This is a genomic window from Agromyces sp. NPDC056965 (assembly GCF_042673425.1).
Lineage (GTDB): Bacteria > Actinomycetota > Actinomycetes > Actinomycetales > Microbacteriaceae > Agromyces.
The window spans coordinates 1-7,807 of the sequence record NZ_JBHURI010000123.1; the positions used below are offsets into that span (position 1 = coordinate 1).

7 protein-coding genes are annotated in these 7,807 nt (G+C 69.3%); 2 read left to right on the forward strand and 5 right to left on the reverse strand.

Going from position 1 to position 7,807, the window contains the following annotated elements:
- Positions 1 to 80: 80 nt before the first annotated feature.
- The 5 genes from ACFTQE_RS19265 to ACFTQE_RS19285 all read right to left on the reverse strand — a co-directional run bounded on the left by ACFTQE_RS19265 (position 81) and on the right by ACFTQE_RS19285 (position 4,431).
- Positions 81 to 2,594, reverse strand: coding sequence for a collagen binding domain-containing protein (locus ACFTQE_RS19265; RefSeq protein WP_376926585.1), 2,514 nt, complete (start codon positions 2,592 to 2,594; stop codon positions 81 to 83).
- A gap of 198 nt (positions 2,595 to 2,792) precedes the next feature.
- The gene (rpsN, locus tag ACFTQE_RS19270; protein ID WP_375836142.1) at positions 2,793 to 3,098 is read right to left on the reverse strand and encodes a 30S ribosomal protein S14; all 306 of its coding nucleotides are present in this window, start codon (positions 3,096 to 3,098) and stop codon (positions 2,793 to 2,795) included.
- A 3-nt stretch (positions 3,099 to 3,101) separates the two neighbouring features.
- Positions 3,102 to 3,269: a 50S ribosomal protein L33 gene (gene rpmG, locus ACFTQE_RS19275; RefSeq protein WP_022892462.1), complete on the reverse strand. Its 168-nt coding sequence runs from the start codon at positions 3,267 to 3,269 to the stop codon at positions 3,102 to 3,104.
- Positions 3,269 to 3,505, reverse strand: coding sequence for a 50S ribosomal protein L28 (gene rpmB / locus ACFTQE_RS19280; RefSeq protein WP_056654700.1), 237 nt, complete (start codon positions 3,503 to 3,505; stop codon positions 3,269 to 3,271). The genes rpmG and rpmB overlap by 1 nt, the downstream gene beginning before the upstream one ends.
- 218 nt (positions 3,506 to 3,723) lie before the next feature.
- Entirely contained in the window at positions 3,724 to 4,431 is a 708-nt protein-coding gene (locus tag ACFTQE_RS19285) for a hypothetical protein (RefSeq protein ID WP_376926586.1), read from the reverse strand.
- A 193-nt stretch (positions 4,432 to 4,624) separates the two neighbouring features.
- On the opposite strand from ACFTQE_RS19285, the gene ACFTQE_RS19290 reads away from it, so the two are divergent.
- Positions 4,625 to 6,079: a glutamate decarboxylase gene (locus ACFTQE_RS19290; RefSeq protein ID WP_376926587.1), complete on the forward strand. Its 1,455-nt coding sequence runs from the start codon at positions 4,625 to 4,627 to the stop codon at positions 6,077 to 6,079.
- 9 nt (positions 6,080 to 6,088) lie between these two features.
- The gene (locus ACFTQE_RS19295; RefSeq protein WP_376926588.1) at positions 6,089 to 7,735 is read left to right on the forward strand and encodes an amino acid permease; all 1,647 of its coding nucleotides are present in this window, start codon (positions 6,089 to 6,091) and stop codon (positions 7,733 to 7,735) included.
- The last annotated feature ends 72 nt before the right edge of the window (positions 7,736 to 7,807 follow it).

Genomic DNA, 7,807 nt, shown 5'->3' on the forward strand with positions numbered 1-7,807 from the left:
CCCCGGTGCGGGGCATCCGCTCTGCTCTCGTTCTCGTTCTCTCGTGCTCCCATTCGGTCCGGCCGCAGCCGGGGCGCGGCTCAGTCGTCGATCGCCGACCAGCGCTTCAGGAAGGTCGCGAGCTCCTCGCGCGACGTCGCCGCCGCGGGGCGGAACGCGCCGCTCACGGTGGTGAGACGCTCGGCGGCGACCCACTCGATCGCCCGGAAGAACGACGACCCGACCGCGACGTCGCTGAACGTCGCTTTGGCGGGCGCGGTGAACGACGGCGCCGACGCCCGGTAGAGGAAGGCGGCGAGGTGCTGGCGCGTCAGCTTGTCGTCGGGTCCGAAGCTGCCGCTGGCTGCGGTGCCGCCGACGCTGACGAGATACTCGACCGCCGTGAACGCCACGTGATCGGCCGGAACATCGGCGAACGTCGGCACCGCGGGCACCTCGAACTCGGGCGAACCGGCGAGCCGGTACAGCGCGATCGCGATGACGCCGCGCGTCGCAGGAGCCTTCGGATCGAACCGCACGATGCCGTCGTCGCCGCGGATCCCGGCGATGACGCCGGCGCCACCCGCCCAGCGCACGTTGTCGGTGTGACCGCCGGCCGTCAGGTCGGCGAACCGTGGCGCAAGGGGCGCCGTCGCCTCGGACGTGGCCGCGACGGGCTCCGCTCCCGGGCGCGTCCCGGTGACGGTGACCGCGAGCGCCACGCCCTCGAGGGCGTCGCCCGGCACCAGTTCGGTTCCCGTCGCGTCGGCGAGCGGCTGGCCGTCGGCGAGCCACTGGTAGGCGAGCTCAGCGCCGTCGCCCCAGTCGCCCGCGTCGACCGTGAACGCCTGGCCGACCTGCGCAATGCCGTTCACCGTCGGAGTCGGCGCCGGCTCGGGCTCGGGGGCCGTCCGCGTCATGACGGCGTTGATGCCCGTGAACGCGCCGCCGTTCGGCGCCTCGAGCACGGTGGCCGCTTCTCGGGTCGGCGCGTTCTCCCAGTACTGCGTGGCGTAGGGCACGGCCGCATCGCTCCGGTCGGCGAACTCGACGACGTAGTTGCCCGGGGGCAGGCCGCCCATCCGGAACGAGATGTCGTCGCCGGCTCCGCTGACCTGCTCGGGCTCGGCCCACACGCCGGGGGCGCGTTCGAACAGCAGGCGCAGGCTCGCCCCGGTCGCCGGTCCGCCGTGCTCGTCGATGATGCTGCCGGCGATCTGCACGCCCGGCGCGGCCTCGACGTCGACGCCCGGGGTCACGGCGTCCGCAGTGACCGCGGCCACGGCCGCCTCGTCCTGGAAGAATCCGCCGCCGTAGTAGGTCTTCGCCCAGTTCGCGCTCGACGAGCCGTATGACATCACGGTGTACTCGCCGGGCGCCAGGCCCGACACCTCGTACGCTCCGGAGGCGTCGGCCTGTTCGAAGACGACCGTCTCCCACACGCCACTCGAGTTCTTGCGGAGCACGTCGAGGTAGGCCTGCGCCGACGGCACGCCGCCCGTCTCGGCACGCTCGGTCAGGTTGCCGGTGAGCGTGCCGCCGGCCGTGAGGTTCGCGTCGACGGCCTCGGCGACGTCACCGGGGCTGAGGTCGAGGTGGGTCGATGATGCGCGGTCGACCGCCCCCTGCCAGTACTGGTGCGCCCATTCGCCGTCGAAGTCGGAGAAGCCGACGACGTACTCGCCCGCTTCGAGGCCCGCGAGGCGGTAGGTCCCGTCGGCGGCCGTCACGGTCTTCACCGTCGCGACGTAGTCGTCGGACGAGCCCGCGTACGAAGCGGCGACCTCGACGCCTTCGACCGGAGCGCCGTCGGCGGAGACGGTGCCCTCGATGACGGCGCCGGCGTTCAGCTCGAAGTCGGCGGCGAACGACTGCCCGCCGACGAGCGCGACGCGAGCCGCGGCATCCTCGTCGTACACGTCCTGCCAGTACTCGTCGACGAGCTCGGACTCGCTCCCCCAGCCGGGCCCGGCCTTGAAGACGTACTCGCCCGACGGCAGGCCCGTGATCGTGTAGCTGCCGTCGGCGGCGACGGATGCGCCGCCGCGCGTGGAGTTCAAGTCGGACGAGAGGTACGCGTAGGCGTACCCGCCCGAGACCGGCTGACCGGCCTCGTCGACGACTCGGCCCGAAACGGTCGCGCCGAGCTCGAGGGTCGGCTCGATGTTCGCCGCTTCGCCGGCGGCCACGGTGATGTCGGTCGCGGTCTCGAAGGTGCCGGCAGCGTCCCAGTACTCGTAGACGTACTGCGCGGTCTGCGCCTGCGGGTTGATCGAGGCCCGATACGTGCCGGGGGCGAGGTTCTCGATCGAGAAGGTGCCATCGACCGCGGTCACCCCCTCCGTGCCCTCGCCCCAGAGCAGGTTCCAGCAGTCGCGCTGCTCCAGCGGGTCGAAGTCGGGGTCGCAGAGGAAGAGCTGCACGCGCACGCCCTCGAGCGGCGCGCCGGCCTCTCCGGTCACGACGCCGGCGATGGACCCGGTCGTCTCGGGCTCCGCGGCGTACGCGGGCGACGCGACGCCGGCGAGGCCGACGAGCATGGCGAACGCGCCGAGGATGCCGGTGAGCCGCCGCCGGCGCGGGACCGGTGGGGATTCAGGAGTGTGCGGGTGCATCGGGATCCTTCCGTGAGCGCCGGGAGTGACGGCGTTCCCCACGGTACGAAACGGAGACGTGCGTCCGCTATGGGCAGAACTCCCCGTCGGTCCGGACCCGCGAGGCTGCGAGCCCGCACCGGACATGCCGCGCACACGACGAAAGGGGCGCCCAGGGAAACCCTGGACGCCCCTTTCGGTGAAGCGTGAAGCTACTGCCTACCAGCTCGACTTGGTGATGCCGGGCAGCTCGCCACGGTGCGCCATGTCGCGGAAGCGGACACGCGAGACACCGAACTTGGTGAGCACACCACGGGGGCGGCCGTCGATGGCGTCACGCGAGCGCAGGCGAACCGGCGACGCGTTGCGGGGAAGCTTCTGCAGGCCCTTGCGAGCGGCCTCACGGCTCTCGTCGGTGCCGTTCGGGTCGATGAGCGCCTTCTTCAGCTCGAGACGCTTCGCGGCGTACCGCTCGACGATGACCTTGCGCTGGTCGTTGCGTGCGATCTTGCTCTTCTTCGCCATGTCTTAGCGCTCCTCTCGGAAGTCGACGTGCTTGCGCACTACAGGGTCGTACTTCTTGAGCACGAGGCGGTCGGGGTTGTTGCGGCGGTTCTTGCGGGTCACGTAGGTGTACCCGGTGCCGGCGGTCGACCGAAGCTTGATGATCGGCCGGATGTCCTGTGCCTTCGCCATTAGAGCTTCACCCCACGTGCCTGCATGTCCTTGACCACTGCCTCAATGCCACGAGCGTCGATCACCTTGATGCCCTTGGCGGACACGTTGATGGTGATGCTGCGACGCAGCGACGGCACGAAATAGGTCTTCTTCTGCACGTTCGGGTCGAAGCGGCGCTTCGTCCGGCGGTGCGAGTGCGAGATGTTGTGCCCGAAGCCGGGAACGGCTCCAGTCACCTGGCACACTGCTGCCATTGGTTTCCTCCAATACCGAGGGGCGGATGCCCCTCCCAAGGTCTCTTGTCTGCTGACCCTCCCCATGCGGAAGCCCGCGATTTCTCGCGTGGTTTCGATGGGGATTGTCGCGGCATGGGCAGTGGAAGTGCCCAGCCAACGAGCCAGCTTACCAGATGGGGCGCCGGCGGCCGAACCGAGCGGATGCCGCAGCCGCACCCGGCAGGGACGATCCTGCGTCACTCGCCCCAGACCGGCCCCACGACCCGTTCATGCCGCTGGAGCGGGCGGCGCGACAGCACCGCCGCGACGAAGAAGCAGAGCGCGCCCAGCAGCGTGCCGAGGTTCGCCCAGAACTGGCTCACGAAGTCACCGGTGACCGGCGACACGTAGGCACCCACGGCCGACACGGCGAACGCCACCGAGCCGATCATGTTCAACCACGTGCCGTGCCAGGTGCGGGCATGCGAGTCCCAGAGCGCGAGTCGATGCCGGGTCGCCACGACCGCCAGCGCACTGGACACGAGGAAGGCGATGGAGCCGACCGCATCCGGTCGCCACCCCGCGCCGAGCCTCTCGGGCGCGGCGATCGCAGCGGCGAGCGCGACACCGGTGCTCACGTTGAAGCTGAGCGTCCCGGCGAACTGGACGGCGGCCGACCACCAGTCGGCGCGATCCGCCGTGTTCGTGCGGCGCCGCGGCGGACGGCGGCCGCTGAGGCCCAGCTGGATGAACGCCGCAGCGGTGAAGAACAGCGAGCCGACGAAGAACGTGATGCCGACCATGACGGCGCCGACCCAGTCCGCGTAGGCGGGGAAGGCCCCCGCCATGAAGCAGAGTGAACCGATCGCGAATCCCCATGCCTCGCGGCGAAGGCGCAGCGGGGTCCTGTCGGCGCCCGTGGCGGGATCCGGCGGGCGTCGATCGTTCGCGCTTCCGTCGGTCATGGCCACGCGCCTCTCGTCCCGGGTGCCGGGCGCCACCCGCCCGATCCCACTGTAGCCACGCACCCTTGACGCCCATCGGGGTTCGCGCCACACTCGGGGTTTGGGCCGTCCACTGGGGGGTGACACCCTGCGCTGTCGTCTCGGACGCGCCCATGTTCATGCACGACGAAGCAGAACACGGGGGGGGTCCACCATGACCGACAACAAGCCACGATCGCACTCCGGCAGCGGCGACAACGCTCCGATCACTCCGGATCGTTCGCGTCACGCGTTCTCCGGCATCGGGGACAGCACGCAGTTGAATCCGATCTTCGCGCGGGAGGGAGAGGCCACCGACTTCCCGGTGGACCGCCTCCCCGACGGCGAGTCGCTGCCTGAGACCGCCTACCAGATCGTGCACGACGAGGCCATGCTCGATGGCAACGCCCGCCTGAACCTGGCGACGTTCGTCGGCACGTGGATGGATTCGTTCGCGTCGAAGCTCTACGCGGAGACCGCCGACAAGAACATGATCGACAAGGACGAGTACCCGCAGACGGCGGCCATCGAGACCCGATGCTGGAAGATGATCGCCAGCCTCTGGAACGCGCCGAGCGCTGAAGGCGCCATCGGCACCTCCACCATCGGCTCGTCGGAGGCGTGCATGCTCGGCGGGCTCGCGCTGAAGCGGCGCTGGCAGATCGCCCGTCGCGCCGAGGGCAAGTCGACCGAGAAGCCGAACCTCGTGCTCTCGAGCGCGGTGCAGGTGTGCTGGGAGAAGTTCTGCAACTACTGGGACGTCGAGGCCCGATACGTTCCGATCAGCGACGAGCACAAGGTGCTCGACGGCCACGACCTCGACAAGTACGTCGATGAGAACACGATCGGCGTCGTCGCGATCATGGGCGTGACCTACACGGGCATGTACGAGCCGGTCGCCCAGATCTCGAAGGCACTCGACGCGATCCAGGAGAAGACCGGGCTCGACGTGAAGATCCACGTCGACGGGGCATCCGGCGGCATGATCGCGCCCTTCCTCCAGCCCGAGCTCGAGTGGGACTTCCGTGTCGACCGGGTCGTGTCGATCAGCACCTCGGCGCACAAGTACGGGCTCGTCTACCCGGGCCTCGGCTGGGTGGTCTGGCGCACGGTCGGCGACCTGCCGAAGGACCTCGTGTTCGACGTCACCTACCTCGGCGGCCACATGCCCACCTTCGCGCTGAACTTCTCGCGACCGGGCGCGCAGGTGCTGCTGCAGTACTACCTCTTCCTCCGCCTCGGGTGGGACGGGTACCGCAAGGTGCAGCAGGCGTCGCAGGATGTCGCGGTGTACCTCTCGGGCGAGATCGCGAAGATGGACGCGTTCGAGCTCTGGAACGACGGCACCGACATCCCGGTCTTCGCGTGGCAGCTCAAGAAGGGCCACACCGACAAGTGGAACCTGTACCACCTGTCGGAGCGCCTCCGCCTGAAGGGCTGGCTCATCCCCGCCTACCCCATGCCCGACGACCTCTCCGACCTCGTGGTGCAGCGCATCGTCGTGCGCAACGGACTCAGTCGGAACCTCGCGGAGTCGCTCCTCCTCGACATCCAGGAGGCCACCGAGTTCCTCGACGCCCTCGAGTCGCCGATGCCGATCGAGGGCCAAGTGTCCTCGTTCACGCACTAAGGGGGGACCATGACCGACATCAAGGACTCGGCCGCCACCTCCCCCGGGTCACCGGCACCGCGGCGGGCCGACGGCACCATCGCGCCGTCGCCCGAGCACGTGAAACCGCATCCGTTCGAGAAGGTGCCGCACAAGCCGGCGATCGGCGCACCGGGCGTCACCTCGCAGAAGTTCATGTCGCTCATGCAGCTGGCGATCCTGACCGTCGTCGCGGTCGCCTCGCTGCGGAGCCTCCCGGCCATGGCCGGCTACGGGCTCGGGTCGATCACGCTGTTCGTCATCCCCGCGATCCTCTTCCTCGTCCCGACGGCGCTCGTCGCCGCCGAACTCGCGACCGGATGGAAGGGCGGCGTGTTCACGTGGGTGCGCGAGGCGTTCGGCGGCAAGTGGGGGTTCCAGGCGATCTGGCTGCAGTGGGTGCAGAACGTCGTCTGGTACCCGACGCAGATCGCGTTCATCGCGGCGTCGCTCGCCTTCGTGTTCCTCGACCCGAACCTCGCGAACTCCGGGCTCTACACCGCGATCGTCATCCTGGTGCTGTACTGGTTCTCCACCTTCATCACGCTGAAGGGCGGGAACCTGTTCGCGAAGGTCGGCTCGTGGAGCGGTCTCGCCGGAACGATCTTCCCGGGCCTGCTGCTGATCGTCTTCGGCATCATCTGGGTCTCCACCGGCCAGACCAGCCAGATCCCGCTCACGGCGGCGTCGGTGATCCCGCCGTTCACGGGGCTCGCCTCGATCGTGCTCATCGTGTCGAACGTGCTCGCGTACGCCGGCATGGAGGTGAACGCGGTGCACGCCAACGACCTGAAGAACCCGGGCAAGGAGTACCCGAGGACGGTGCTCATCGCGTCCATCCTGATCCTCGGCATCTTCATCGTGCCGACGATCGCGATCGGCCTGGTCGTGCCGTCCGACAAACTGGGGCTGACGACCGGCATCAACCTCGCGTTCCAGGCGTACTTCGACTCCTTCGGAGTGTCCTGGCTGACACCGGTGCTGTCGCTGCTCATCGCGCTGGGTGCATTCGCCTCGGTCGTCACGTGGATCGCGGGTCCGTCGCGCGGTCTCCTCGCGGCCGCGCGAAGCGGATACCTCCCGGTGTTCCTGCAGAAGCGCAACAAGGCGGGCGTCCAGGTCGGCATCCTCACCGTGCAGGGCATCGTCGTGACGCTGCTCGCATCGCTGTTCCTCTTCGTGCCGAACATCAACACGGCGTTCATCCTGCTCGTCGACATGGCGGCGGCGCTCTACCTCATCATGTACATGATGATGTTCGCCGCGGCCATGCGGCTGCGGGCGAAGCAGCCGCACGTCGTGCGCACCTACCGGGTTCCCGCGATGTACGTGATCGCGACGATCGGGTTCATCGCCTGCCTGGCGGCCTTCATCCTCGGCTTCATCCCGCCGGAAGGGTTCGGCGGCGGTGCGCCCGGCTGGACCTACCCCGTGCTGGTCGGAGTGGTCGTGCTCGCGTTGGGGGTGCCGCCCCTCATCTTCTATGCGGTGCGGAAGCCGTCATGGGACCAGCGCACCGCTGAGGAGAAGACGACGTTCGACGACGTGCTCGTGAACCCGCCGGCCGCCGCGGAGCCGTCGAAGGCCGCGGCCCCGCCCGGCGCGGCGAGCGGCGGAACGCCCACGCCCGGAGGGTAGGCCCTCGACGCTCGGAGACGAGCGAGGCGGGTGAACGGAAGGGGCGGATGCCGCGGCATCCGCCCCCTCTCG